Raw genomic sequence first — 25,226 nt, 5'->3', positions numbered from 1 at the left:
CTCACTGTTCATTTATTATGAAAAAGCCCGTCGCCTTTCGACAAACCCATTACTAATACCACACATGATACAAATTTTTTCTGAAAACATCAAGGGTAAAATATACGAAAATCTTTAGAATAACATCCAATTTTCTTATTTCAAAGCGGCTTGTCGACCCTATATAATGGACTGAAAGAGCGGCTTCTGTTTGCTAACGATTTCCAATTTTTTGGAGGTGTCAACCGTGTCGAGTTCTTCTGCTTCCCCTCAGGTCGATATCGCGATTATCGGCGGCGGTCCTGCCGGAATGTTCGCCGCATTTTATGGCGGCATGCGCCAGGCTTCCGTTAAGATTATTGAAAGCATGCCCCAGTTAGGCGGCCAGCTCGCAGCGCTTTACCCCGAGAAGCATATATACGACGTAGCCGGCTTCCCCAAAATAACCGCGGGCGAACTTGTCGAGCAATTAAAGAAGCAAATGGATTTGTTCAAGCCGGAGATTCATTTGGAAGAGAAGGTGCTTGAGGTCGTGAAGCGGGACGAACGCGACTTCGCCATCGTCACGGACAAAACGACGCATTACGCCAAATCGGTCATCATTACCGCCGGAGTCGGCGCCTTCGAACCACGGCGGCTGGAGCTTGATGAAGCGTCCCGATTCGAGCAGAGGAACTTGCATTATTTCATCAGTGACCTTAGTCAGTTTCGCGGTCGGCATGTCATCGTAAGCGGAGGCGGCGATTCGGCGGTGGATTGGTCGCTTATGCTGGAGCCGATCGCGGCCAGCGTGACGCTTATTCACCGCCGCGATAAATTCAGAGCGCATGAACATAGCGTGGAGAACCTGATCAAGTCGAGCGTCAAGGTACTGACCCCTTATGAGCTTACCGCCTTGAAAGGGACGGACCGCATCGAGGGCGTTACGCTTCAACACGTCAAGACGGCCGAAATCAAATCGCTTGATACCGATGCCGTCATCGTTAACTTCGGCTTCGTCTCCTCGCTCGGCCCGATCGCCGAATGGGGTCTTGAGATTGACGGAGGCAGCATCATCGTCGATTCCCGTATGGAATCCAGTGTGCCCGGCATATTCGCGGCAGGAGATATTACGACGTATCCCGGCAAATTAAAGCTCATTGCCGTCGGATTCGGCGAAGCGCCTACCGCAATCAACAACGCTAAAGTATACGTCGATCCGACCGCCAAGCTTTCGCCGGGCCATAGCAGCAACATGAAGCTATAAGCCCGCTGCACGCCTGACGCGCGAAGTAATTCCAATAAAAAAGGGTATCCTATCTATAGCCGTCATCCGCGATCATTACGCGCACAGCTAAGGAGGGTACCCTTTCAATATGTTATGTCCTATTTGCAACGGCTTGGAACAGTTGCATGTTCAATGTCCAACCTGCGCGGTGCAAACCGATGATTTAGGGCGGGCAGTCGATTTTACGGGTCCTTATGCCCCTTATCAGCCGGATGATATTATGGAAGAGCTTTCTTCGATGACGATGTCTTCCGGGATCGGGCTATCGGCCCAAAGCTGCGGCCATGTTGTTTATTGTCGTCAATGCGATGCAGCGTATCAAGCCGTCGTTCAAAAATGGCCTTAAAGCTTGTTGACCGTGAAGTGTTAGGCAGAGTTGCGGTAGGCGTCCGGACTGATCTGCCTGCGTAGGAGTTCGACTTCCAGCATTTCGATAAACTCAGGCTCTAAGTTATATTTATTTGCGGCAATATACGCATCGAGCAGCAATTCATCAGACAGTTGTTCCATATCCACTGCCCCCCTTCCTCTTACTTCCAGTTCATCTTAGCATGTCCTTGAACGATAGAACAAGCGTTCCGGATATCCACATCCTACTGTGGACAGCTTGTGTGCAGGATGTGAATAAAGGTCGAATAAACAGGAAATATCGATGGGAATTTGTGGATACTTTTATACACAGGCTGATGATCGTCCATTTCGATAAAAAACTTTAATGATCCTCTATGAGTCTATCAATTGAATATATTAAATCGGGTTAATCATTACTGCGGCCTCGTATTCACTTCGAAAATCCATATTTTCCCGCTCGTATCGATGCCATAGTCAAAGCCCAGCGTTCCGATTCCCGGGAAACGGCTTTCCAGCACTTCCGTCGACAATTGCGTAAGCGTTCGCATTTCCCGTTTCTTCGGTCCGACGGACGCGCTCGAGAACGAACGGCGAATACCCTCGGAACCGCTTAACAGCGTGCCTCCACGGCAAATGTTCGTCACGAACAGTCCCGGTTTGGCCAAGCGGCCGACAATCGCGGTAATGTTCCAATGTCCCTCCGGCTGCTTCACGTATTTCACGCGGTAATCGATCGGCCTGCCCGCGATGGTCGCCAAGCGAATGCCTTTCTGGATCAAGTATCGGCGGTTGCCGCGTTTGGAGTTCAGAGATTTATAGAGCCCTTCGAAGCTCTGAAAACTGTTCGTCTTGGAGTAATACGTATAGCGATAGCTGCCTCCTTCCCGCGATACCTTGATGACTCCGTGACCTCCCGCCCCTTTCACCGGCTTGACGACAACCATGCTGTGCTGATTCAGCATGCTGCTCAAATTATCGCGCGTGAACATCCGAGTCGGCGGGATATGCGGAGCAATCTGCGCGTGAGACAACAGCGCCTCCGTCTTTGCCCACTTGCTTGCCAGCTGCCTTCCCGATTCATTTCCCATGTCGTGGTCCTCCCCTTCGTGGCGTGCTATAGGACAGCATATGCCTCGTAATCATCTATCTCTTGGATGATTGATATGGTTAACTCGCCTGATTTAATAGGCTGATAGAGGTTGGCGTTTATTACCCGGGCAATGGATAGGGAAGAAGCATCATGATTTAACGAACTGCCAGCAATCGACATTCAACGATGACCGCTCAAGTATCTTTCCGCGTTGGCGTCTACTATAATGGAATCAACTCATAGGAAGGGTGGATGAAGAACGCATGCAATATCGCAAACTCGGCAAGAACGGCCCCGATGTTTCCGTAATCGGTTTTGGATCTTGGGCAATCGGAGGGGCCGGATGGGCCAGCGCTTGGGGGAGTCAAGACGATGATCAGTCCATCGAGAGCATTCGCGCCGCGCTCGATGCCGGCATTACGTTCTATGACACGGCTGCGGTATATGGTCTCGGCCATTCCGAAGAGGTGCTTGGCCAAGCGCTCCGCGGCGACCGCGACCGCGTCATCATCGCGACGAAATGCGGCCTCGTCTGGGACGAATCGGGCAGCGTCACCAGAAGCGGCGCTTACGAATCCGTCATACGCGAAGCCGAAGCTTCGCTGAAGCGGCTCGGAACGGACGTCATCGACTTGTACCAGGTGCACTGGCCGGACAGCGAAGTACCGGCAGAAGAAACGATGCGCGCGATGGACAAGCTCGTTCAGGACGGCAAGGTTCGGTACGTCGGCGTCAGCAACTACAACGTGGAACAGCTGCAGCAATCGCTGACCGTGCGTCATGTCGACGCTCTTCAGCCCCCCTACTCCATTCTGCGCCCGGCTGCCGAACAGGAGCTGCTTCCTTTCTGCCAAGCGAACGGAATCGGCGTCGTCGCGTACAGCCCCTTGACGTCCGGTCTGCTCTCCGGCAACTATACGTACGAGACGACCTTCGGCGAAGACGATTGGCGCTCTCGCAACAAAGCGCATACCGGCGAGGGCCTGCGCAGCAACGTGGATAAAGCGGAGAAGCTGAAGCTAGTCGCAGCCCGCTTCGATATTACGCTGCCGCAGCTTGCCGTCGCTTACGATTTGGCGCATCCTGCGTTGTCGAGCGCCATCGTCGGCGTCCGCAAGCCGAGCCACATCCTTGGCGTGCTTCCCGCAATTGATATCAAGCTCGACGAAGCGACACTGGCGGAGGTTCGCGCGATTGCGGCGCAATAGTGCTATGCCATAAACTCATAGCAAAAAGGAAGGCTCCCGCATGCGGGGGCCTTCCTTTTTGGGTTGTACATACTAAGTGATTTCATAAGTAATTTCAAAGCATTGATGCGACGCAATCATGTGTTCGCGTCCGACTAATCGTTTAGCAAGGCTCGGCCGCAGGATTCCCTGCTTCCGTCGCCGTACGGAACGACGATCCGCATCCGCAGGTCGCGGTCGCGTTCGGGTTATTGATGGTGAAGCCCCCGCCCATGGCGGATTCCTTGAAGTCGATCTGAAGGCCGTTCAAATATTTGATGCTGTCTCCGTCCACGACAACCTTCAGGCCGTCCATTTCCAATGCTTTGTCGGACTCGGCGATCTCGTCGTCGAAGCCCATATTGTAGGAGAAACCGCTGCAGCCGCCTTCCTTCACGCCAACGCGCAAAAACAATTCCGGCGCATCCTCGGCTGCAAGCATTTCTTTGATTTTCTCGTTAGCTGTCTCGCTGATCGTAATCATGGTTTTTCCTCCTTCGCTCATATCATGCGACTTACTTACGTTTCTATAGTATAAGTATACTGCACATCCGTCCGCGACTCAATATGCGTACGGCCCTGTTTGGAACGCTTTTGCGGGATTAGCTTCCGCTTTGCTCCCATTATCTCGGCAGCACATAAAGCATGATCGCGAAGAAATGCAGCGCAGAGCCGCCGAGGACGAACAAATGCCATACCGCATGGTGATGCTTGAAGCTCCGCCATACGTAGAATATGGTTCCGACCGTATACAACAAACCGCCCGCTATGAGCAGATGCAGACCGCCTTCAGCCAAATTCGCCTTCAGGGGACCCCAGACGAAGACAATCATCCACCCCATCAGAATATAGACGATCGTCGAAGTGAACAGAAACCGGGACGCATAGAAGACCTTGAATATGACGCCGCAGAGCGCAAGTCCCCACACGATGCCAAGCAGCGTCCAACCTGCCGCACCCTGCACCATATGAAGGACAATCGGAGTATAAGTGCCGGCAATGAACAGATAGATACAGGCGTGATCCATGATCTCGAATACGTTTTTCGCCCGGCCTTCCGGAAAACTGTGGACGAGCGTCGACGACACGTACAGCAGAAGCATCATGGTACCATAGATAGTAAAGCTGACGACATGCTCAGCATTCCCTTTCAACGCGGCGAATACAATGAGCAGCACAAGCGCAGCCACGCTCAGCAGCGCGCCGATTCCATGCGTAATCGCGTTTAACGCTTCTTCTTTGCGGGTATAGGTGTATGTGTTTGCCATGTTGTCCCTCGTTTCCCAATGTCGAATGACATTGCTCTTGTCTATATTGTACTTCAATTACTCCCTTGTTCAAAATCTAGATCCGAACCGATGCGCTTCTTCCAGCACTTTGGTGGCATGGTATGACTTAATAGTTGCCGCCCGCGTTCCCCGAGGTTTATAATAAGGAAAAGTTGTGCTAGTGGTTTTTTAGGGAAAGAATAAGTAATTTTTTTCACAAAGTAATGAATTGTGTGGCACAACTCATTATTCTCTTCATTATTTCAATCACCGGACCTGCAAGCGCGTGCCCGGCGGACAAGGAGGAAGCCGTCATGAATGTTGCTATACCGACAGAAGTCAAGCAAATGCAAGCCATCATGGAGAAGGTTCGTTCCGGCGAACGTCTCACGCAAGAAGATGGAGAGTTTCTGTATAAATCCGACGACCTGCTGACGATCGGACAGATGGCCAACGAGGTTAACCTCAAGAAGAACGGACGCAAGGTCTATTTTATCGAAAATATGAGCTTGTATTTTACCAACGTGTGCGAAGCGCACTGCGCGTTTTGCAACTTCCGCAAGGACGAGGGCCAAGAAGGCGCCTATACGTTGAGCGGACCCGAGATGATCGCCTATGTGGAACAGCATATTCACCCGGACGTCCGGGAGTTCCATATCGTCGGCGGTCATAATCCGCATGTTCCGTTCCAATATTACGTCGATTCGTTGAAGGCCTTGAACGAGCGTTTCCCTGAAGTCGCTCTGAAAGCTTACACGGCAGCAGAAATCGACTTCTTCTCCCGCATCAGCGGTCTGAGCTATAAGGAAGTGCTGCAGGAGCTGATTGCGGTCGGCCTGCAAAGCTTGACCGGCGGCGGCGCCGAAATTTTGTCGGACGAGTATCGCAAAAAAATGCGCGTCGACAAAGCCGATGTCTCCCAGTATCTGGAGGTTCACCGCACCGCGCATAACTTGGGCCTTCGCACGCATACGACGATGCTGTACGGTTCGGTCGAGAAGAAGGAAGACCGCATCCATCATATGCTGCAAATCCGGGAGCTCCAGGACGAGACGAACGGCTTCCAAGTCTTCATTCCGCTCTCCATGCAGCCGATCAGCCCGAAGGCGAGCATCCGCCGCCGCAACTCGGCTTTCGACGATCTGAAGGCTATCGCCATCAGCCGGTTGATGCTGGACAACATCCAGCACATCAAAGCGTACTTCATTAATATCGGCACGCAGCTGACTCAGGTTGCCTTGACGATGGGCGCTTCCGACGTACACGGCACGATGGTGAAAGAACGCATCAGCCATGCTGCGGGCGCGCTGACACCGGAAGGCATTACGCGCGAAGACCTCATCTGGCTTATCAAAGGCGCCGGACGCATTCCAGTGGAACGCGATACGTTCTACAATGAAGTTAAGGTTTTCGAATAAACAGCGATTCCCATGACCTTCGCGAGGAGATGTTCTCATTGCGAGGGTCTGTCGTGCGCATACTACAACACAAAACCACTCAGAACAGCACTTATTGCTACAAAGAAAGTTGGGATTGGAATGAAACGATTCGTTATTCTTGGCGGTGGCTACGGAGGACTTACGGTTGCTCATGCACTGCTTGAAGGCGAGCTGCCGGATGACACGGTTGTCGTGCTTATTGATCGCATGCCGTACCAAGGACTAAAAACAGAATATTATTCACTGGTTGCCGGCACATCGCCGGAAATCGACCTGCGGGTCGCCTTCCCGTCGGATCCGCGTCTGATCGTAACCTACGGCGAAGTGACGGACGTCAATTTGGACGAGAAGCATATCGTCATGGCCGGGCAGGAGCCGCTCTCGTACGATTGGCTCGTCGTCGCGCTTGGGTGCACGGACAAGTACCATGGCATCGACGGAGCGGAGTTGTACTCCAACAGCATCCAGACGATGTCCGCTTCACGTAAAACCTATATGGCCTTGAACGACGTGAAGCCTTATGGCCAAGTGTCGATCGTCGGCGGCGGATTAAGCGGCGTAGAAGTGGCTGCAGAGCTTCGGGAGAGCCGGCCGGACTTGAACATCCGTATCATCGACCGCGGTCCGAGCATCCTGTCTGCGTTCCCAGGCAAGCTGCAGCAATACGTATCGTCGTGGTTCATCGAGCATGAGGTGGAGATGCGTGGTCATGTTTCGTTGCATAAGCTGGAGGAAGGCGTCCTTCACGATGCGAACAACGCAAGTCCGATCATGTCCGACGTGACCGTATGGACTGCAGGCATTCAGCCCGTGGCGATCGTGCAGCGCATGAATCTGCCGAAGGACAATCAAGGCCGTCTAATCATTAATGAGTATCATCAGCTACCCGATTACAACGAAGTCTTCATCGTCGGCGACTGTGCTTCCGTGCCTTTCTCGCCGAGCGCGCAAGCTGCTGAAGGTCAAGGCAAGCAGGTTGCGGAAGTTATGCAGGCAATCTGGAGCGGCAAAACGCCGAAGCTCGGCAAGATCAAGCTGAAGGGCACGCTCGGTTCACTGGGCAAGAAGGACGGCTTCGGCCTCATGGGCCGAGCGACGATGATGGGCAGAGTGCCGCGTCTCGTAAAAAGCGGCGTCCTCTGGATGTCGAAGCATCATATGGGTTAAACTATTAAAATCTGTAATTATATTTTGAATCGGTCCAGCTCCGCTCATCTTCTCTCAAGCTCGGCTTCGGTTTCAGACGGTAAAATGTTCAGCTACGTGCAGCTTGCACGCGGTGCTACATATCGTCAATGATCCGGTCGAGCGCTTCGCGGAGTGCCTGCTGCTCTTCGATCTCATCCATCAGTTTTGTTTCCAGTTCTTCGACGGTATCGGCAGAGACGATTTGACCGTCCACCATGCCGAACGGCACGAGATAACATTCGCCGCAATTGCCCAGGCAGCCATATTCAATGACTTCATAATCCGGATTCGCTTCTAATTTCTTCATCAGCTTGTCCGTGCCGTGGTGCATATTGCTGGCGCAAAATTCAATAATTGGTTTCAACATGATGATTCACCTTGCCTCTTGTTCTGATATCCATTTTCAATTGCTTTGCTTTGTACTATAATAGGGGAGAAAGGAGTGGATTGCAATGAGTGAAAACGCACAAAGCACCATGTATGATGAAGTACTGGACGTTCTCGATAAGCTTCGCCCGTTCTTGCAGCGCGACGGCGGCGATGTTGAACTCGTTGATGTAGAGGATGGCATCGTTAAGCTCCGTTTGATGGGAGCTTGCGGCAGCTGCCCAAGTTCGACGATCACGCTTAAAGCAGGTATCGAACGCGCACTGCTCGAGGAAGTCGAAGGCGTACAAGAGGTTATGCAAGTTTTCTAAAACTTGCTTCCTGTTGTCCCATTATTTACATGAAAGCGTCTTGCCAACGGCAAGACGCTTTTTGTTGTTGTTTTTTTTTTGTTTTTTGTTGTTGTAGTCTCTAGTCGTGAATGTTCTAAAGTGACCGGAGGTCGGAATGAAGCCGAAAAAGCGTAAGCGTTCGCCTTTGTAATCTGTTTTCTACATCTACTCAATTAAATAATCAGGAAAAAAGAATTACAACAGCGATTGAAGGCTCATTCCGACCGCAGGTCATGCTTTAACACTTCAGGACTTGATCGATGTTTTGATGGGGTCAAACCCACCCGTCACATCCACAATGTTGCCGGTCATATAATCGGACTGCGGCAAACAAAGGAACGAGATAACGCGCGCGATATCCTCTCCGCTGCCCGGCCGGCCGCGAGGCGACTCCTCGTCCCGCTCTTCGGCTACTTCGGCAATCGTACGCTCTTTATTCATCCCCCGGATATCCCCGGGACATACCATATGTACCGTAATGCCGTTGCTAGCCTCTTCGACGGCCAGCGTTTTCGTAAAGGATACCAGTCCCGTCTTGGCGGCCGCATACACCGCCCTGTGCGGCCAAGCGCGTCCTTCGCCGGCATGGCCGAAGCCGAAATGGATAATGCGTCCCCACTGCTGGCTCCGCATCCCTGGCAGCACATGATGATCCAGCAGCATGACGCCGAGCAGGTTGCCATTCACGAGTCCCGTAATATCGGCTGCGTCGTAATCCGTAAAGAGCCGACGCTCGCGAATGAACGGTCCCGCATTGTTGACGAGAATGTCGATGCTGCCGGTCCGAGACCAAGACAGCGCTTTCGAAGCAAGACGGGCGACATCTTCCGCGACGGCGATATCCGCACGGAACGCCGTTGCCCGGACCGCGTGGCGCTGCGTGATCTCGCCCGCCAGCTGCTGCGCCTCCTGCTCGCTGGTCACGTAATTCAGGACGATATCGCAGCCCATGGCGGCCAGCGCGAGCGCGGTCATTTTGCCTAAGCCTTTGGCACTTCCGGTTATTAGGGCCGTTCTTCCTTGCAGCTCCATGGCATCCTCCTAGGTCAGCTTCAATGCTCGAACTGGCTGTAGGCGTGATGAAAGGTCAGCTTAAGCGTATCCAGCACGAAGTCCATCATTTGTGCAAGGTCCTGCGTCTGCTGCGATAAATCCTCCAGGCGATGCGGCTCGAAATAAGCTTCGTGGTTCTGCTTCAGGTCGTCCTGCATCTCGGAGTTCATGTAATGGATTTCCGTATTGCGCCGCTTGCGCAGACGGTTCATCGCTTCCTTGCCCTCTTCCTTGAGTTTATGCAGCTGACCGGTTAATTCAGGATAGGCATTTCGATCCAACATTCGGCGCAGAACGGTAAAATACGAATAATGCGGCTTGAGCCGCTCCGTTTCCAATCGAAGCGAATCGTTCATCAGCGTTCCGAGCTTGTCCAACAAGGAGAACAAACGAATAAAGGCGTTCTTATCGAAATAGACGTATCTGCGGTAGTTCATAGCCTCCGCTTCAGACATGCCCTCGACAGTCTCCGACTTCACCGCTGCGGCGAATTTGGCGGCGGCATAGACGCTTTGCTCCAGCTCATCCAGCGCTGCAATCAAGCCCAGCGTGTAGATCTCGAATTTGCGCAGCAGATGGTCGTTGTCCAAACCGCGCTCAATGCGGCTGGTCATTAAAGCAGCAAACCGCTGCATCGCTTGGTTCGCCTCTAGCAGCTTGCCCTCGTCCTTGCGCGGGGGTTCGCCAAACAGCATGCGGAGCATCGTCATTCCTCCATACTCGAACAAGTTGCCTTACCGAGAAGTCGTGCTGATGAGCCGCGGAGAAGGCCTATACCCGAGGCCGCCCTTCGCGCCATTTCCAAGCTCGAATCATAAAATCGCATAGGATGCCGAACAGCGCGGAGACGATCATATTGTGCAATATACTCGTGAACACGAACCAATCGTCATTGCGCAGCGTTGCCGTGAGCAGCGCACCGCTCAGCACTTGGCAGCAGACGAGTACGAACGTAGCGGTCAACGCCTTGCGCAATCCCGGATGGCCTTGGCTTACGCGATTGAAGTACAAGGTCAACAGACCGATCAAGATGAACAAGACGGCGGCGGCTACGCGATGCAAAAACACATAAAGCGTCGCGCCGTTCAGCTCCGGAACGAATTCCCCGTTGCAAAGCGGCCAGCCCTCGCAGCCGCCGGCCGAATCCGTATGGCGAACGTAAGCCCCCAAGTAGACGACGCAATAGCTATAGACGAGAATAAATAAGGAAAACCAAAATACCGGCCGCGGAATAGCGGCAAGCGGCTTGTCCGATGACGTTCCGCGTTTCTTGCGATACGTCCAAATGACGAGCAGCAGCGTGAACATAAAGGCCAGGATCGAAATCCCGAAATGAAGCGCCAGCACGGCCGGCGTTGTCGGCCAGATGACGGCAGCGGCACCAAGCAGCGCCTGCAGCAGCGTGAATAGACCAGCCCCCGACGCATAGACAATCGGCTCTTTCTCATTGCGGTATAAGACCAGCGTGGCAATGAAGGCCGCAAGAACCAGCATGCCCACCCCGCCGCTGATTAAACGATGGGAATATTCGATTAACGACTCGACGGTATACGCCGGAATAAATTTACCGTTGCAGAGCGGCCAATCCGTGCCGCAGCCGCGGCCGGAATCCGTATTCGTAACCAATGCGCCCGCAATCAGCACGAGGAACATACCGATGCAGGTCAGGATCGCAAGCGCACGATAGCGTTTCGCGTTCAACTTCATCACCTTACTTCCGAAAGAATCACCTCCCATTATAACGAACAAATTCGACAAATACCATGTTCAAACTGTGAACGCCCATGTAATGAGAAAAGCCCGCCAAAACGGCTGTTTTGCCGCTTGGCGGGCCTGCAGAAGGGTCGCTTGGCTATCGTTGAAGGGCTTCTCCCACTTGAAGCGCACGATCCAGAAACTGCTCGATTTCCTCCCGCGATTTGCGGAGTTTGTTCACGAACCGCACGAGCTCGCCGCCGTTCTTGAAAGCAATGAAGCTCGGAATGCCCAAGATGTTCAGCTCGCTGCACAGATCCGGCAAATCGTCGCGGTCGATCTGGAAGAAGCGGATTTTGCCGCTATACGCCGCTTCCACCTCCGGCATGAACGGGTCGATGAAATGGCAATCCGGGCACCAGGTTGTCTTGAAGACCACCACGGTGACGCCATCTCCTTGCACGGCACTGCGGAATGCTTCATCTGTTGAAATCAATTCCATGCGAATCTCTCCTCCTGTAGCGGGTTGTATTTGTGTAGCATGCCCGTTCCGGGAACGATTGGATCAAAGCCTCGAATTTACGGCTCACGAACCAACATCAGTGTCTTGGAGCCGAAATCCTGCTCCCAGCTCACCTGCGCGCCCACCGCATTCGCGAAGTCGCGGGCCGGTACGTAGGTCATGTCATTCACGACGGTCAGCGGAAAACGCCATGTGACCGTCTTCCCGTTAATGATCGCATTGACGCCGCCCTTTTTCAAGCGAATGTCCGCATTCGTGGCGCTGTCCAGCACGCGGATTCCGCCGCCGCGCTCTTCCAGCACCTGCGCGCCAATGGCCTCCGCAGCATAGCGAAGCGGAATAAGAGCGATTCCGCCAGGCGTCACGATCGGCTGATAAGGACCGTACTCCGTATTCAGCATGATCGTTTGTTTGCTGATATGCGCCTGGTTGCGCAGCAGATCGTAAATGTCGGAGCTGCTGTCGAACTGACGGAGCACTTCGTAGCCTTGCATCTCCGCCAGCTTCTCGGCGTCCATTGCAGGCGTGCCTGTCGAAGGAGCATCCGGCTTCACGTCTCCGTTGACGTTCCAACGTTCAGTTGAGACCTTCAACCAAATGCCTTTGAACGGCGATATCGTTACGTAGGAATCCTCGTAATCGAAGTCCTCGTCCGTAACTGCATCGAAGCCGTCTTCGCTGTCGGAGTCTTCGGTACCATCCGTTTTGTAAATAGAAGGGACTGTAATACCGGAGTCGTCTGTTTTCATCGCTGCCGGCACCTCGTCATTGAAGGTAACACCCGCTTCGATGACCGCCTTGCGGATATCCAGCTTGCCGTCGATGAACACGTCGCCTTTCACGTATACGCCGTCATTGAACAAGCTGTCTCTTCCTTCCGGATCTTCTTGTTCGGACTGCGCGATGTTCGCCTGCACCTCCGTGAACGCGTCAATCATTTGATCGACCGCGTCGTTGATCGCTTCTGCCGATTTGTCTTTCTCCGGAAGCGAACCGAAGAGACTGTCCGCAGGCGAATCTTCGAGCAGAGCCGACTGGCTTTGGACCGCTTCCAGCACGCCGGTCAGCATGGCCTTCAAGCCATCCTTGTCGGCGATCAGCGCATCCAGGTACGATTTGAACCAATCCAGCAGTTCCGTGCCCTTCAGCTCGGCATGGACGTTCATCCCGGTGACGGTGTTCCCGTTCACGCTCTCTTGTCCGGGCAGCACGCTAAGGTGAACCGGGTTCGGCAAATTGTCCACGGCATAGCTGCTGAATGCGTCGATGATTTGCTTCTGCGCCTGCGCGAGCGTTTCTTCGTCCGGCTGGGCAGCCGAGTCAGGCGCGGCATCCGTCAGATGAAGAATGATCGGCTGCCTTGCACCCTCCAAATCCAGCTCGGCGGCATCATTGTTCATTTTCGCTTCGAACGGTATATGTAGATCGCCAAGCTCCAGACTGCCTTTCGCGGACATGCCCGCTTCCTCGCTCGACTTCACATCATCGAGCTGCAGCTTGACATTGGACAACAAGTTCAGCAGTTCTTCCGTCTCGGCGGACGCCGCCGCATCCGAGTCGTCCTCGTCGTTCGGCAGCAGCTTGAATTCGATCGTCGTGGATCCTTCGAACGAGGTTGTGCTGAGCGATTGCTTCAGCATCGAATTGAAATCCACGCCATTCAGCGCTTGACATCCCGCCACCACGAGCACGATGAGCGAGACGGCTAGTAAGCCTAACGCTTTCTTTCCCCTAATCCATGATTTCATCAACGTAAAAAACCCCTCTCCTAGGTAAAAAGACCACGGTCAATTCTACCATATAGAGGGGGTTATGGAAATGATTTTTAATGATTGGAATTGGCGCTGCGCCGCGCCGCTATGCGCATCAGCGGGTTCAGCAGCCGCCTTAGCGAGCCCGGGAATTGCTGAACGTCATCCTTCGTAATCACCTTGAGCAGGATCAAGAATGCGACGTACAGCCCAAGCGAAACGACGCCCGCGGCAATGCAGGCGATGGCGTAAGTCAATTTGTCCGGACCTCCGATATACGTGCGGCACGCATAATCGATCAGCCATCCGGCACCGGAAGCGACTGCGATCGTCACCCCATAGCCTACCCAGCGAGTACCGAGAATGTTCAGCTTGATCTCCTTGCGAATACTGCGGAAATTAAGCGTAGCGATCGCCAGGAAGCAGATCGTGGAGGACAGAATGATGCCGTATACGCCGAGCAGCGGCGCCAGGATCAAGCTTGTCACGACCTTGATGACGATGCCGATCAGCGCATGGCGCATCGGAAGCGTCGGTTTGTTCATGCTCGTCAGCACCGTATTGCTCGTCATCATCGTAATCTGGAAGATCGTCCCTGCCGTCAGTGCCGCGACGGCGCCGCTGCCTCCGATGTTGGAGAAGAGCAAGCCCGTAATGGATATGGCGACGACCGTCATGATCAGCGAAGCCGGAACGCCCGTGAAGACGACGATTCGCATGACGAGCGACGCTTGGCGTTCGACTTCCTTCATATTACGGACCTTGTATGCGGCCGAAATAATCGGAATCATCGATTGGCTGAGCGCGATCGCCAGGATCGGCGGAATGCCGGCAAGCGCCTGCGCTTTTACCCCCAGCCAGTCCAGCATCTGATCGGCGTCGGCGCTGACGTAATAGCCATGCGTCAGCTTCATGAAGAACGACGTGTCGAAGAAATAAATGAACTGCACCGTCATCGACGTAATGACGATCGGTACCGAAATCTTGAACAGTTCCTTATAGATGGATCGGAACGACAACGCCGAGGGCCGCGTCACGGCCGAAGCTCGGCCAGCGCTGGCCGCATCTTTCATATCCTGACGCTTCAACTTGCGGGCATAAGACAGCATGATCGCGAATGCGCCCACGCTGCCGAACACGCTCCCGAATGTAGCCGCGGCTGCAATCCAATCCTGGCCCCAGTCCTGGGCGAACGCCAGGTAACCGAGTCCGACGGCCGTGATGACGCGCAGGATCTGCTCCACGATTTGGGAGACGCCGCCTGCCGTCATGTACTGCCGGCCTTGGAAGTATCCGCGCATCATGGCGATGATCGGGAAGAACAGCAGCGCAGGCGCAATCGCGCGCACCGCTAGATCCGCTCCCGGCTTCTCCGCGATGTGCGTCGCGTAGTACGGCGCGAAGATGAGCAGCAGCACCGTGATGAGCACGCCCGTCACGGCGCCGAACAACAGCGCCGCCTTGTAGATGCGCCGCGCTTCGTCAGGACGGCCGAGCGCATAGCGCTCGGATACCATTTTGCTGATCGCGCTCGGAATGCCGCCCGTAGCGACGATGAGCAGCATTAAGTAAATGTTATTGGCGACGGTAAAATAACCGCCGCCGTGGCTGTCCGTCATATAGTCCAGCGGGATACGCTGGAAAATGCCGAGGAAACGGGCCACCAGCGCCGCCGCTGCCAGAATAATCGTACCTTTGATTAAAGAGTCCTTTGTAACCATGAGCTGCTTATAGTCTCCTACTCTGAAGCTTATTTCGCTTTGATTTCCTCAAGCGGCTGATGGTTGCCTCGCACCGGCTTGGCCGCGCCCGACGGAGCTGCCCAGCGGATACCGTTGCGGATAACCTGCAGCACGGTTGGATTATAATAGGTCGGATAGGTCTCATGGCCGGGACGGAAGTAGAATACCTTGCCTTGACCGCGGGACCAGGTGCAGCCCGTGCGGAACACTTCTCCGCCTTCGAACCAGCTGACGAACACGAGCTCGTCCGGCGCCGGAATATCGAAATGCTCGCCGTACATCTCTTCGCGATCGAGAACGAACTGCTCCGGGATGCCTGCCGCGATCGGATGCGCCGGATTAACGGTCCAGATCCGTTCCTTCTCATTGGCCTCGCGCCATTTCAGGTCGCAGCCCGTGCCCATCAGCTTCTTGAAAATTTTGGAGAAGTGGCCGGAGTGCAGGACGATCAGTCCCATGCCTTCCATGACGCGGGCAAACACGCGCTCGACGATGGCGTCTTCAACCTTGTCATGACCCATATGGCCCCACCAGATCAATACGTCGGTGTTCGCCAGCACCTCGGTCGACAGGCCATGGTCCGGCTGCTCCAACGTCGCTGTCGCGACCTGGAATCCATCCGTGCCGATCCCCGCCTTCAGCGCCTCATGAATGCCGTCCGGATAGACGGACCTTACTTCATCGTGCTGCTTCTCGTGCAGAAACTCGTTCCATACGGTAACTTTGACCATTCTCCATCTGCCTCCTCGAATTAAAGCCATAGAAAGAAAATAAGAATCATTGCGCCCTGCAGAATGAATTTGACGACCGTGCTGGTGAACAAACCGACGACGGCCCCGAGCCCCGCCTTAAGCGACTTCTCGAAGCCCGCCCCGGTGAACAGCTCGCCGATGACGGCGCCGAGGAGCGGGCCCAGAATCAGACCGAACGCCGGAATGACGAACGGGCCGATCAGGATGCCGATGGTGCTGCCGATGACGGACGCGCGGGAGCCGCCGTACTTCTTCACACCCCAAGCGCTGACGGCGTAATCGGCGATGAACAGCACGATGACGATGAGCGTTTGAATGGTCCAGAACCAAAAGCCGAAAGGTGAAAACGAGATGAAGAATCCGTACACGAAGAAAGCGGCGTAAATCGCCAGCGCCCCCGGCAGGATCGGAAAGATCGCGCCGGCCATACCGACGACGAATAAAACGATGACGATAATCCAGCCTGCGATTTCCATCCCCGCATCACCCTTTCAGAATATAGGTTTGAATCAAATGCGCAACCGCATCCTCCTCGTTCGTCACGCCGACGACATTCGCAGCCGCTTTCACTTCGTCCTGGGCATTGCCCATCGCGACGCCAAGTCCTGCCTCGCGGATCATCGCGATATCGTTCAAGCTGTCGCCCATTGCCGCGACCTGCGACATCTCGATGCCAAGAACGCTGCACAGCTCGCGAAGGGCAGAAGCTTTGGATACTCCCTCGGGATTCATCTCCAGGTTAGAAGACGAGGAATTGGTAATTTCCAGCCCTCCCCAGGAGGAAGTTTCCTTCAGAATCGCTTCCAGCATGGGCTTGTCCTCCGTGTAGTAGCCAAACTTCAGCCAGTGCTGCGATTCCAGATCGCCGGCGATCTCGCTCCAGTTCTCCTTGTTGTAGATGCCCATCGTCGTGTACGCCCAATACCAGCAGTCGGGATACTTCAACGCGAGTTCGCGCAGCCGCTTCAACATCGCTAGAGGCATGAGCGTCCGTTGATGCAGCACCTGCGGGCGCGTCCAAATCTCGCCGCCGTTGACGGTGATCATCGGCGTCTCGAGTCCGAGCTGCTCCGCATACGGCAGGGCGCTCTGATAGCCGCGGCCCGTCGCGAAGCTGACGATAATGCCGGCATCCAGCGCCTTGCGAATCCATTTCGCGTTCTCCTGGCTCACTTCCTGCCGATCGTTGAGAAGCGTTCCGTCCATGTCTAATGCAACTAGTTTAATCGATCCCATGATGGCCTCCTTGCCCAAGCTGCGCCTGCAGGCAGCTCGCTAGAGCAATTTTAGCACAGAATGGAGAGAATCCAAACTGCTCTTACGCTCAAACGCCGATCAGCGTGCCGGCAAGAAACAGAACGGCGTATACGAATCTGCGCAAAGCCGGCAGCTTCCATAAACTTCTCCGCATGGGATCCCCTCCTTGGGTAACGATCATATTTTTATCATATGCAAGAATGTTGCTGTTGTGCAACAAATGTACAATGCCTGGAAGCCTAACAAAAAAACGGGAAGACGCAGAACACTGTCTGCTTCTTCCCGTTTGCTTCTTCCCGTTTGCTTCTTCCCGTTTCGTAGGCGCTCTTCAAACCGATGGCGCCAATCCATTAACGTTCCGTTCCTTACCTGGCAGCACCGTTCGCGCCTGTTGTCCCGTTAGCCGCGCTGCCTGCCTGCGGCGATGCCTGCTTCTTCGGCACGCCGTTCAAGCCGATGTAATCCTCGTAGGCATCCAAAATCTTGCGAGCGACCGGCCCGGCACCGTCGGCGCCGAAGCCGCCCTCCGGGATAACGACCGCTACGGCAATGACCGGATCGTCGGCAGGCGCAGAGGCAATGAACACCGAGTTTTCCACGGTTTTGCCGCTGACCTGCTGCTGAGACGTTCCTGTTTTACGAAGTACTTTGTACGGCGCGTTATTGAAGCTGGCCAAGCTTACCTTGGACATGCCTTCTTCGATTTCTCTCCAGTAGGCGTCCGGGAACGTGACGGTATTCAGGACCTCAGGCTGAAAGCTCTGCACGACGTTGCCGTCCGAGTCGCGGATCTCCTTCACGAACTGCGGCTTCATCCGCTTGCCGTGGCTCGCCAGCGTTGCCGCGTACTGGGCCAGCTGCAGCGTCGTATACCGTCCCATCTGCCCGAAGGAGGCCAAGATAAGCGCGGACTGCGAGCTCGCCGCTTCCTTCTCGTGGAAGTAGCCGATTACGCCGCGGCTCTCGTTCAGCAGCCCGCTCCCCGTGTTGACGCCGAGGCCGAACTGCTTGACGTACCGATCCCAAATGTCGACGCCGTTCTTCGAGTCCTTGCGATAGAGGGCATCGCCGATCATTTTGGCCATGAACGGGTTGGAGGAGTGGGAAATCGCCGACGACGGGTCGAGCGTTCCGTAAGCATGGCCCTTGGCATTCCCGATCCGGCGGCGCGTGGCGCCTTCTTTCCCGTAGAAGAACGACCCCGAGTCCGTATAGGTGCTCGACGTCGTGAACAGCTTCTCGTTCAGCCCGATGAGCACCGAGAGCGGCTTCTGGGTGGAGCCAAGGAACACGATCGAAGACGGATGCTTCCGCTGCTCCTTCGGATCGTCGTACGGTCCGATGACCGGGCTGATGGTACCGTTCTGCAGCACGTACTTGATGGAATTATAATCATCCGTGGTAATGCTGCCGCCTTCCCAAATGTTCGGATTATAATCCGGCATGCTCGCCATGGCAATCACTTTGCCGGTCTTTACTTCCATCGCAACGGCATAGCCGGTCTTGGCGTTCGGGGCATGCTTATCGGTTGTCGTCGTCTGCAGCAAATGCAGCTGGTCCATAATCGCCGTCTCCGTCGCTTCCTGCACCTGCCGGTTGATGGTCAAGTAGATGTTGTCGCCCTTCTCCGGCGTCGTGACGACCGGGGGCCCGATGATGCGGCTCGCCGCATTGACCGGATAGACCTTCAGCCCGTTCTTGCCGCGCAGCTCGTCTTGATACATAAATTCCAGGCCATCGTAACCGACGTCTTCCTGCTGCAAATATTTGAGTCGCGCATCGTCGGTCTTGGCTTTGTCCTTATATAAGCCATTCTCCGCGCCGCCGCCGAATTTCTTCAGGTAGCCCACGAGCTGAACCGCCGTATTGGTCGTATCGTAATGCCGGATGCTCTCCTCGATGATATCGATGCCCTTGTACATGTCGCGGTTCTCCATGAAGAAGGCGATTTCTTCCGATGTCAGGCCGCTCTTGATGCGGCGCGGCACCGATACGGTGTTCTTCTTGTATTCCAGGTCCATGCTCTTGATGATCTGCTCCAGCGTAACGGCAACCTTGGGATCCCCATGCTTCTGGAATACGTCGAACAGCTTCTCGGCCGTCGCAATCGAATCTTGCTTCTTCGCGCCCGGTTCGATGCTGTAATAGAGCGACTGCGTCGAGGTGGAATACGCGATCGCCTTGCCGCCCGAATCGTAAATATTGCCGCGGATCGGAGGAATCAACACTTTCGTCGAGCCCCGCTTCTCCTCTTCTTCCCGAAGGGAGGGACCGTCAACGAACTGCAGAATCGCCAAGCGGACGATCAAGACGCTGAATAAGAAAAACGTGGCAAAAAAGAATAAGTTCAGCCGAAACGAAAAGTTTCTCCGTCTCGAAATTTCCCGCTTCTGGGGATCGTCCTGCACCATAACTCACATTTAGCTCCTTACACTTCCCGAATATGCGTTTTCGAAAAACCTTCAGGGTTGAACCAATCGCCCGAGGCAGCCCAAGTCGCGTCGAGCGGAATCCACTTGCCGCCGGCATCTGCCAGCTTCACTTCGTTCCAGGCATGCGGGCCGTAGCTTCCGTCTCCCGTCTCGCCGACGCCTGTCACGACGCGGACCTCCAAGCCCACCGACCGAGCCATCACCGAGTATAGCCTGGCCACGTCGATACAGACGCCTTTGCGAGAGGCGAACGTATCCGTTGGCGTCTGTTCTTTCCATATCCCATGCTCGGTGTAGTTATTCGCTTTATCCCAATCATACGCGATCCGCGTGCCGACCCAGTCGTAGAGTGCCCGGGCCTTTTGCTCGTCCGTCCCCTTGTTCTTCGTCACCGCCGCGGCCGCCGCTTCGATATTCTCCGGAATGGCGGCATCGATGACATCGTATTTGCGCTCCAGCACCCGCCGGAACTCGGCTTCCACCGCTTCCGTGATTACCGGTCCCCGCTTCAGCACGTCGCCGGCTACGGGATCCAGCAGCTCCGACGCCGTCTTGTTATACAGCGCGGAGGCGCGGATAACGTCGGTGCCGAAGGCGTTCGGCAGAACGGACACATAGACGAAGAGGCAGGCCATCACGATAAACGCGCGGCCGCCGCCGAGCAAAGCGCCGATCATCGCGCCCGTCGTCCGGCTTGCCGTACCGGAAATCAGGGGCGATGCCCCCTTATGTCTGCGGCCGTCCGGGGCGCTGCGCGAGAGCAGTCTGTCGACCAGCCCGAATATAAACGGCTCCAGCGTATGGAGCAGCAGCCGAAGCAGCGCATAAAGCAGCAGGAACAGCACGCCGAAACGAAGCAGCTCAAAGTCGCGCAGGCTGGTAATGACCGTGTACCAGAATTGCTTCAGCGCACCCATCTCTTCCGCAGGGATCGAGATGTCCCTTCCGATCAGCCAGTCCTGAACGCGCGGAGACAAATAGACCGCGCCCCTGCCTGCCGCGATTAGGGATGCAACTACCGCGGCTGCCTGCCAAATAAAAAAGAAAAGGTGCTTCGCGGAACCCGATGCACCTCTTCTCATGCCCGAAAATAAGGAGACAAGCAGGATAAGCACCACCATGAGCGCAACCGGTTCCGGTTTCAGCAGGGTATGGACCCATGTATGCATGATGAGGCCTCCTTCATTCAAATATTGCCGTAGAACCAATTAATCCGCGTATCAGACGTTACTCTTCGCTTGATCGATCAACGATTGAATCGCCGTATCGATCTTCCAGGTGCCGAGCGACGTGCCGTGGAACGAGACCTTCACTTCGCCCTCTCCGGGGGTACCGTTCAGCTCCAGGTTTTTCGTTCGGACGGTAAACGTGCCGTCGCTGTTGTTCGTGAACGTCGCATCCTTCGCTTCGCCCGCCATCGCCGCGACCGCTTCCTGCTTCACGCCGTCTGCCACTTTCGTGCCGATCGACTTGACGTCTTCCAGCGAATATCCGCTGTAGATAACGACGCCTGCCAGGATGACGACGACGATCAGCCATTTCACGACGGTCTTCACGACGCGAACGACAAGCAGCAGGACGACGAGCGCAATGACGAGAAACAGCCAGTTATCCTTCAGAAACTGTACCCACGTATCGGTATCATAATTAAAATCAACGCTCATTTGACCGCATGCCCCCATTTAACCAAAAGGTCATTATATCACACATTATAACCCAGGACCTAGGGAGCGTAAACCAGGCCGGAGTCGAGACATATCCGGGCGTCCGGGCGCGTACAAGTAGTAACAGCTTTTCCTAGCATGACTGAAGGAGTGATTCCCGTTGAGAACCGCCATATGGCTCTACCTGTTCCTGTTCGTCGCGTTCTTCGACCTGCATGCCCAATATCCCATCCTGACGCCCTTCGCCGTATCGCTCGGAGCCGCCCCGTCCTTTATCGGCCTTATGATGGGGCTGTATTCGATCACCCATCTTCCCGGCAATCTCATCGCGGGCGTCGGCGTCGACCGGTTCGGGAGCCGTCTGTTCATCGTGTTCAGCCTGGGCGCCGCCGGCGGCATCCTGCTGCTGCAGTCGCATGTGACCGATCCGTGGCAGCTGCTCACCCTCCGCTCGATCAGCGGCTTCGTGCTCGCTTTTCTATCTCCCGCCTGCATGTCGCTGCTCGCGCGCATCGCCACGGATCACATGAAGCAGCGAAAGCTGATGTCCGGCAATGGCCTGGTCCATACGCTGGCCTCGGTCGTCTCTCCCGCAGCGGGGGCTTACCTGGTTGCGCAAATCGGCTTCACGACCGCCTTCAATGTGCTGGGCTGGGTATTGATCGTGACCGCGGTCTGCGCCCTCTTCTTCATTCGCGACGTTCCCGCCCAGAGCGAAAAGCTGTCCGCAGACAATTTGGTTAAAGCACAGGCGGAGATGGTCGGCATGCGCGGCGCGCCAACGAAAAAGAAACCGCCGGCGATTCCTTGGCTCATCTTCCTGCTGCCGGTTGCCATGAGCTGCGCGCAAGGTATCCTGTCCTTCGAGCTGCCGCTCATGTCGACGACCAAGGAAGGCATGATGACCACGGGGCTGCTCTTCTCCATCGTCAGCCTTGGCGCGCTGTTCACGCTCAGCATGCTGTTCCTGAATAAGCTTTCGCCTTTTCTGCGTTCGCTTTGGGGCGCCTTCCTGCTGGCACTCACCTACTTTGCGATTGCCGCGGGCGCGCCGCTTCCTTTCTTCGTGCTGTTGTTCTTTCTCGGCATGGCCAAAGGCGTCATCTTCCCCGCCTTGTCCTCGCTCCTCATCGAACGCAGCGGCGGCGAGCGGTACGGACGCATCTTCTCCATTCTGTCGATCGCCTTCTCCGTCGGCGCATTCATGGGGCCGATGCTGGCAGGCCAGCTGCGCAATTTCGTCTCGCCCTACTACATCGCATTCGTCGCCTTGATGCTGGCCGTCTCGATTCTCCCCTTTTATTCCGATCCGAAACGAACCCGAGACGCGCGTGATGCCGGCGCCCATTTTTCCCATACTGGGTAAGTGCACAGGGCTTTTATCACTCCGGGGCATATAGTACTGTGTGGCAAGCGGCTGTAATGCTTAAACGCAAAGCGCCTGAAGCCCTAGTCCTCATTAGGCGAAAGAGGGGTGACTTCACAATGTCTCAATGTGTAGAACCAATCCACGGCCATCATGGTCATCACGGATTCGGACACGTCGGTATCATCCTCGTCCTTTTCATCCTGCTCGTTATCGTATTTAGCGGCTGGTGCTAAAATTCTCCATATTGGCAACGAAAAAACGACCTGTCGGATCATTCCGGCAGGCCGTTTTTCGTTTCGCGCGCAAATACGGTAAGATGTCGGTAAGAGGTGACGCTGCCATGGATATCGCCATGATCGTAGAAGGCAAGAACGACCGCAGCCGGCTCCGGCGCGTGCTGCACGAGGATGTCCCCATCCTGTGCACGTACGGGACGCCGGGCACGCTGCAGCTCGAGAAGCTGCGCCGCCAAGCCGGCGACAAGCAGGTGTACATATTCACCGACAACGACGCATCCGGGCGGCGAATCCGCGGCATGCTCCGCGAAGCGTTCCCCGACGCCGAGCATATTCATACGCGGCGCGGCTACCCCGGCGTGGAGAAGACGCCGGAGGAATATCTGATCGAGCAGTTGGAAAAGGCCGGCCTTGAGGCGTACATCGTGTACCCGCCGCAGAGCGCCGCCCAATGGAGTAAAGAAGACGGACTTTGACTAATTAAAAGCATCCCCTGCGGGTCGGTACGGGTCTCCAATCGCTGTTGTAGCCGGAAAAGTTGAATCCACTTTATAAATGTGTTTTTCCGTCTACAAAGGCGACCACTTCGTTTTTCCGACTCCATACCGCCCCTCCGGGCACTTTTAAAAAGCTCAAGTCCACTTAGATGTGTAACAGGTAGATCACGCAAGTCACCGTGATGATACTCAGCGTCGTCGACAGCAGTACGACCTGCGAGGCGAATTCCGGTTCGTTGTCGAATTCCACCGCCAGCAGCACGCTCGATAGCGAGGTCGGCACGGACGACGAGACGATCAGCGCCTTCGCCATCAAGCTATCGATCATCGTGAAGCTGTTCGTCCTCATCAGCCAGACGACGGCGAGCGCGAGCAGCGGTCCGCCGATCAAGCGGAGCACGACGGAGATCAGCACGTCTTTCAGCTTAGGATGCCGAAGCGTCAGCTTCATGCTCCCGAGCTGGACGCCGAGCGTGATGAGCGCCGTGCCGATGAACGCGTTTGCCAAGTAATTCAGCGGAATGTCGAGCGCCTTCGGAATTTCGATATGAAAAGTGTGCAGCAAGAAGCCGAGCGGAATCGCATAGATGACGGGCTGTCCCAGAATGGTCCTTCCGATATCCCTGGCCTGCAGCTTATGTGAATTGACGTTGTAGATGCCGTATGTATTCGGAATGAGCGACTGCATCATCATGATCAGCACTTGAACAGACAGCGTGTACGGATTCGATGCAAAAGCCAGCTGATTGAGCGGAATGCCGTAATTCGCGCTGTTGTAGAAGAGCACGCTGTTGCGCACCGCGCCCTGCATGGCTTTGGGCGTCCGCCTGATCCGGATCGCCGCTTCCACGCAGCCATAGAGCAGGAACATGAAAACAAAGAAGAATAACAGTACCTTCAGCAGCACGTTCACCGAGATTTCGGTCGTATACAATAAATTAAAGATGATAGCCGGGGAAAACAAATAAAAATTCAGCTTGGACAGCGTCTTGATATCCAAAGAAAAAACCCGATGCAGCGTGATGCCTAAAGCAATCATGACTGACAGCGGGATTACGTTGTTCCATAATATAGAAAAGAAAATGGCCATGCGTCAATCTTTCACGAGCGCATTGATGACGTCCACGACTTTATCCGCATTCTGCGTCTCATCGATGGAACCCGTCAAATATTTGCGCACGACGCCTTTACGGTCAACGAAGGCAATCGTGTCCGTATGCGTGAACGTGTTCGTTTTCTCGTCCTTCAGAAGCCCCAGTCCGAAATCCTTCATCAGCTTCTCCGTATCTTCCGCGCTGTCCTCACGCAGGAACTTCCAGCCGCTTGCATCGATATCGAATTTGCTCTGATAGTCTTTCATCGCTTCAGTCGTATCCCGCTTCGGATCGAAGGTGATCCACATGAACTCGACGTCTTTGCCGAACGAGCCTTTGTCCTTCAGCTTGTTCTGCACTTGCGTCATCAGGTACGTCGTTGGCGGGCAGACATCCGGGCAGTTGGCGTAGAAGAAGTACACGACCCTGACTTTGCCGTTCGTATCGTCCAGCGTCACCTTGTTATTGTCCAGATCCGTCAGCGCGAAGTTCGGCGCCTTCAGGCTCTGATCCAAATTGACGCTGGACCCTTTGGTCGATGAGAGATATAAATAAAGGCCCATCGCGGCACACAATAGGAGCACCGCAATCGCAAAACCATACTTGCGCAACACGTGCATGTTCAGCGTCCCCC

27 protein-coding genes are annotated in these 25,226 nt (G+C 55.0%); 8 read left to right on the top strand and 19 right to left on the bottom strand.

Annotated elements, in window-relative coordinates; genetic code table 11:
• The first annotated feature begins 226 nt into the window (after positions 1-226).
• A complete protein-coding gene (locus AC0YNU_RS15215) occupies positions 227-1,225 on the top strand; it encodes an NAD(P)/FAD-dependent oxidoreductase (protein WP_475757897.1) in 999 nt (332 codons plus the stop codon).
• Positions 1,226-1,334: 109 nt separating this feature from the next.
• Entirely contained in the window at positions 1,335-1,592 is a 258-nt protein-coding gene (locus tag AC0YNU_RS15210; RefSeq protein ID WP_475757894.1) for a hypothetical protein, read from the top strand.
• Between the two features lie 20 nt (positions 1,593-1,612).
• On the opposite strand, the gene sda is transcribed toward AC0YNU_RS15210, so the two are convergent.
• Both sda and AC0YNU_RS15200 read right to left on the bottom strand, forming a co-directional pair.
• A complete protein-coding gene (gene sda, locus AC0YNU_RS15205; protein WP_475757892.1) occupies positions 1,613-1,756 on the bottom strand; it encodes a sporulation histidine kinase inhibitor Sda in 144 nt (47 codons plus the stop codon).
• A gap of 254 nt (positions 1,757-2,010) precedes the next feature.
• Positions 2,011-2,685 carry a YheC/YheD family protein gene (locus AC0YNU_RS15200; protein ID WP_475757889.1) on the bottom strand — a complete coding sequence of 225 codons (675 nt, stop codon included), beginning with the start codon at positions 2,683-2,685 and terminating at the stop codon, positions 2,011-2,013.
• A gap of 265 nt (positions 2,686-2,950) precedes the next feature.
• Here AC0YNU_RS15200 and AC0YNU_RS15195 point away from each other — a divergent pair, with 265 nt between their 5' ends.
• A complete protein-coding gene (locus tag AC0YNU_RS15195; protein ID WP_475757887.1) occupies positions 2,951-3,895 on the top strand; it encodes an aldo/keto reductase in 945 nt (314 codons plus the stop codon).
• Between the two features lie 142 nt (positions 3,896-4,037).
• On the opposite strand, the gene erpA is transcribed toward AC0YNU_RS15195, so the two are convergent.
• Positions 4,038-4,397, bottom strand: coding sequence for an iron-sulfur cluster insertion protein ErpA (gene erpA, locus AC0YNU_RS15190; protein WP_475757885.1), 360 nt, complete (start codon positions 4,395-4,397; stop codon positions 4,038-4,040).
• Between the two features lie 139 nt (positions 4,398-4,536).
• Complete coding sequence (gene trhA / locus AC0YNU_RS15185; protein WP_475757882.1) at positions 4,537-5,181, bottom strand: PAQR family membrane homeostasis protein TrhA; 645 nt, start codon at positions 5,179-5,181, stop codon at positions 4,537-4,539.
• 314 nt (positions 5,182-5,495) lie between these two features.
• Between trhA and mqnE the strand changes: the two genes are divergently transcribed.
• Both mqnE and AC0YNU_RS15175 read left to right on the top strand, forming a co-directional pair.
• Positions 5,496-6,599 carry an aminofutalosine synthase MqnE gene (mqnE, locus tag AC0YNU_RS15180; RefSeq protein WP_475757879.1) on the top strand — a complete coding sequence of 368 codons (1,104 nt, stop codon included), beginning with the start codon at positions 5,496-5,498 and terminating at the stop codon, positions 6,597-6,599.
• Positions 6,600-6,719: 120 nt separating this feature from the next.
• Positions 6,720-7,787: an NAD(P)/FAD-dependent oxidoreductase gene (locus AC0YNU_RS15175; RefSeq protein WP_475757877.1), complete on the top strand. Its 1,068-nt coding sequence runs from the start codon at positions 6,720-6,722 to the stop codon at positions 7,785-7,787.
• A 115-nt stretch (positions 7,788-7,902) separates the two neighbouring features.
• Here AC0YNU_RS15175 and AC0YNU_RS15170 read toward each other — a convergent pair whose 3' ends face one another.
• A complete protein-coding gene (locus tag AC0YNU_RS15170) occupies positions 7,903-8,172 on the bottom strand; it encodes a YuzB family protein (protein WP_475757996.1) in 270 nt (89 codons plus the stop codon).
• 88 nt (positions 8,173-8,260) lie between these two features.
• Here AC0YNU_RS15170 and AC0YNU_RS15165 point away from each other — a divergent pair, with 88 nt between their 5' ends.
• Positions 8,261-8,506 (top strand): NifU family protein, encoded by a 246-nt coding sequence (locus tag AC0YNU_RS15165; RefSeq protein WP_048744982.1) that lies wholly within the window; start codon positions 8,261-8,263, stop codon positions 8,504-8,506.
• A gap of 267 nt (positions 8,507-8,773) precedes the next feature.
• On the opposite strand, the gene AC0YNU_RS15160 is transcribed toward AC0YNU_RS15165, so the two are convergent.
• The 12 genes from AC0YNU_RS15160 to AC0YNU_RS15105 all read right to left on the bottom strand — a co-directional run bounded on the left by AC0YNU_RS15160 (position 8,774) and on the right by AC0YNU_RS15105 (position 21,396).
• Positions 8,774-9,553 (bottom strand): SDR family oxidoreductase, encoded by a 780-nt coding sequence (locus tag AC0YNU_RS15160; RefSeq protein ID WP_475757994.1) that lies wholly within the window; start codon positions 9,551-9,553, stop codon positions 8,774-8,776.
• Between the two features lie 26 nt (positions 9,554-9,579).
• Positions 9,580-10,284 (bottom strand): Cthe_2314 family HEPN domain-containing protein, encoded by a 705-nt coding sequence (locus AC0YNU_RS15155; RefSeq protein WP_475757875.1) that lies wholly within the window; start codon positions 10,282-10,284, stop codon positions 9,580-9,582.
• A gap of 67 nt (positions 10,285-10,351) precedes the next feature.
• The gene (locus AC0YNU_RS15150; protein WP_475757873.1) at positions 10,352-11,287 is read right to left on the bottom strand and encodes a COX15/CtaA family protein; all 936 of its coding nucleotides are present in this window, start codon (positions 11,285-11,287) and stop codon (positions 10,352-10,354) included.
• A 145-nt stretch (positions 11,288-11,432) separates the two neighbouring features.
• On the bottom strand, positions 11,433-11,777 hold the full coding sequence (locus tag AC0YNU_RS15145) for a thioredoxin family protein (RefSeq protein ID WP_475757871.1): 345 nt from the start codon (positions 11,775-11,777) through the stop codon (positions 11,433-11,435).
• Between the two features lie 77 nt (positions 11,778-11,854).
• Positions 11,855-13,546 carry a copper amine oxidase N-terminal domain-containing protein gene (locus tag AC0YNU_RS15140; RefSeq protein ID WP_475757868.1) on the bottom strand — a complete coding sequence of 564 codons (1,692 nt, stop codon included), beginning with the start codon at positions 13,544-13,546 and terminating at the stop codon, positions 11,855-11,857.
• A 77-nt stretch (positions 13,547-13,623) separates the two neighbouring features.
• Positions 13,624-15,270 carry a putative polysaccharide biosynthesis protein gene (locus AC0YNU_RS15135; RefSeq protein WP_475757866.1) on the bottom strand — a complete coding sequence of 549 codons (1,647 nt, stop codon included), beginning with the start codon at positions 15,268-15,270 and terminating at the stop codon, positions 13,624-13,626.
• Between the two features lie 29 nt (positions 15,271-15,299).
• The gene (locus AC0YNU_RS15130) at positions 15,300-16,022 is read right to left on the bottom strand and encodes a ThuA domain-containing protein (protein ID WP_475757864.1); all 723 of its coding nucleotides are present in this window, start codon (positions 16,020-16,022) and stop codon (positions 15,300-15,302) included.
• Between the two features lie 20 nt (positions 16,023-16,042).
• A complete protein-coding gene (locus tag AC0YNU_RS15125; RefSeq protein WP_475757862.1) occupies positions 16,043-16,519 on the bottom strand; it encodes a DUF456 domain-containing protein in 477 nt (158 codons plus the stop codon).
• 7 nt (positions 16,520-16,526) lie between these two features.
• Positions 16,527-17,279 (bottom strand): Cof-type HAD-IIB family hydrolase, encoded by a 753-nt coding sequence (locus AC0YNU_RS15120; RefSeq protein WP_475757860.1) that lies wholly within the window; start codon positions 17,277-17,279, stop codon positions 16,527-16,529.
• A 386-nt stretch (positions 17,280-17,665) separates the two neighbouring features.
• Entirely contained in the window at positions 17,666-19,711 is a 2,046-nt protein-coding gene (locus AC0YNU_RS15115; RefSeq protein WP_475757857.1) for a peptidoglycan D,D-transpeptidase FtsI family protein, read from the bottom strand.
• 17 nt (positions 19,712-19,728) lie between these two features.
• Complete coding sequence (locus AC0YNU_RS15110; protein ID WP_475757855.1) at positions 19,729-20,901, bottom strand: transglutaminase domain-containing protein; 1,173 nt, start codon at positions 20,899-20,901, stop codon at positions 19,729-19,731.
• Positions 20,902-20,952: 51 nt separating this feature from the next.
• The gene (locus AC0YNU_RS15105) at positions 20,953-21,396 is read right to left on the bottom strand and encodes a hypothetical protein (RefSeq protein ID WP_475757853.1); all 444 of its coding nucleotides are present in this window, start codon (positions 21,394-21,396) and stop codon (positions 20,953-20,955) included.
• A 160-nt stretch (positions 21,397-21,556) separates the two neighbouring features.
• On the opposite strand from AC0YNU_RS15105, the gene AC0YNU_RS15100 reads away from it, so the two are divergent.
• Both AC0YNU_RS15100 and AC0YNU_RS15095 read left to right on the top strand, forming a co-directional pair.
• Positions 21,557-22,762 carry an MFS transporter gene (locus AC0YNU_RS15100; protein ID WP_475757848.1) on the top strand — a complete coding sequence of 402 codons (1,206 nt, stop codon included), beginning with the start codon at positions 21,557-21,559 and terminating at the stop codon, positions 22,760-22,762.
• 343 nt (positions 22,763-23,105) lie between these two features.
• Complete coding sequence (locus AC0YNU_RS15095; RefSeq protein ID WP_475757846.1) at positions 23,106-23,477, top strand: toprim domain-containing protein; 372 nt, start codon at positions 23,106-23,108, stop codon at positions 23,475-23,477.
• A gap of 166 nt (positions 23,478-23,643) precedes the next feature.
• Here AC0YNU_RS15095 and AC0YNU_RS15090 read toward each other — a convergent pair whose 3' ends face one another.
• Positions 23,644-24,588, bottom strand: a complete 945-nt coding sequence (locus AC0YNU_RS15090; RefSeq protein WP_475757844.1) for an AEC family transporter — start codon at positions 24,586-24,588, stop codon at positions 23,644-23,646.
• A gap of 3 nt (positions 24,589-24,591) precedes the next feature.
• Positions 24,592-25,212 (bottom strand): SCO family protein, encoded by a 621-nt coding sequence (locus AC0YNU_RS15085; protein WP_475757842.1) that lies wholly within the window; start codon positions 25,210-25,212, stop codon positions 24,592-24,594.
• Positions 25,213-25,226: the final 14 nt, after the last annotated feature.

This window comes from Paenibacillus sp. J31P316, assembly GCF_056269105.1.
This window is presented reverse-complemented; position numbering and strand designations above follow the sequence as displayed.